We start from the raw sequence: 942 nt of genomic DNA on the forward strand, positions 1-942 counted from the left end.
CTGGCGAATCAGAAAGCCAAGTTTTTTGAAGATGTGGTGGATGTACTGAAGAACGACTACGGCGTCTCTGTCGTAAAAAAGCGGCCCGGCAAGTCGTTGCGCAAACCCAAACCCTGAGTGTCAGCAGGGCTTGCCAGTTTATGGGGATCAGTCGCCAAGCCTTTTACAAACGTAATCGCGTCTATCGGGCTCGCATCGAGCAAGATCAGAAACTCATCCAGTTTGTGCAGACAATCCGAGTACGCCAACCCTGCATTGGCGCCCGCAAATTGCACTCGTTGATGCACGCGCAGCGTGAGAAACAGGAGTTGCATGTCGGTCGCGATCGGTTATTGGCGGTCTTGCGTGATCACCGCCAACTGGTCCGCAGGAAGCGGGCTTATCACAAAACGACCGACAGTCATCATCACTTCCGCTGCCATCCCAATCTGCTCAAACCAGGCCCGTCGCAAGTTGTCGCTACCGGTCCGGAACAGGTCTGGGTGGCCGATATCACTTATCTGTCCACCAAGCGTGACGATCCGGTCTATTTGAGTCTGGTGACGGATGCTTTCTCGAGAAAAATAGTCGGCTATCACGTGCATGGCAGCTTACATGCCGACTCGGTGGCTCAAGCCTTGCGCATGGCTTTGAAGACGCGTCGAACATGCCTGAAACTGGTTCATCACTCAGATCGAGGTGTGCAGTACTGCTCGGCGCTTTATCAAAAGCTCCATGCCAAGCATGGCATCACGTGCTCAATGACTGATGGCTACGACTGCTACCAAAACGCCTTGGCAGAGCGGGTCAACGGCATCTTGAAGACAGAGCTCTTGCTCCACCGGCCGACGGACTTGGCGCAAGCAGAACAAATGGTGCGGGAGGCGATCTTGATCTACAACCAGGAGCGCCCGCACCTGTCCTTAAAATACAAAACGCCCGATGCGGTGCATCGGGCGTTAG

At 54.5% G+C, this 942-nt stretch carries 1 pseudogene; it reads left to right on the forward strand.

Going from position 1 to position 942, the window contains the following annotated elements:
• A pseudogene (locus AC1Q9F_RS28365) lies at positions 1-942 on the forward strand (IS3 family transposase); the annotation flags it as partial.

This window comes from Pseudomonas sp. GW823-FHT04A03, assembly GCF_058796615.1.